Below are 226 nucleotides of genomic sequence, written 5' to 3' on the forward strand. Positions count from 1 at the left end.
CGAGCTTTGCACTGCGGTTCAAGACCGTGGCGGGGGTTGCGCCGCTCACCTATCTGACCCGCTGGCGCATGCGCCTAGCCGAACGCGAGCTCCGGGAGGGCAGCATGCCGGTTTCGGCGCTGGCGCTTTCGCTCGGCTACACATCCGAAAGCGCCTTCAGCAACGCCTTCAAGCGGATGACGGGTATGGCGCCCAGGCGCTATCGCGTGGCGATGGCCCGCGAGGC

Annotated in this window: 1 protein-coding gene; it reads left to right on the forward strand. The window is 67.7% G+C overall.

The annotated features are described in order from the left end of the window. A partial coding sequence (locus tag AF337_RS15430; protein WP_152971094.1) for a helix-turn-helix transcriptional regulator occupies nucleotides 1–226 on the forward strand: 226 nt, incomplete at both ends.

The organism is Rhizobium ecuadorense (genome assembly GCF_001187535.1).
GTDB classification, from domain to species: domain Bacteria; phylum Pseudomonadota; class Alphaproteobacteria; order Rhizobiales; family Rhizobiaceae; genus Rhizobium; species Rhizobium ecuadorense.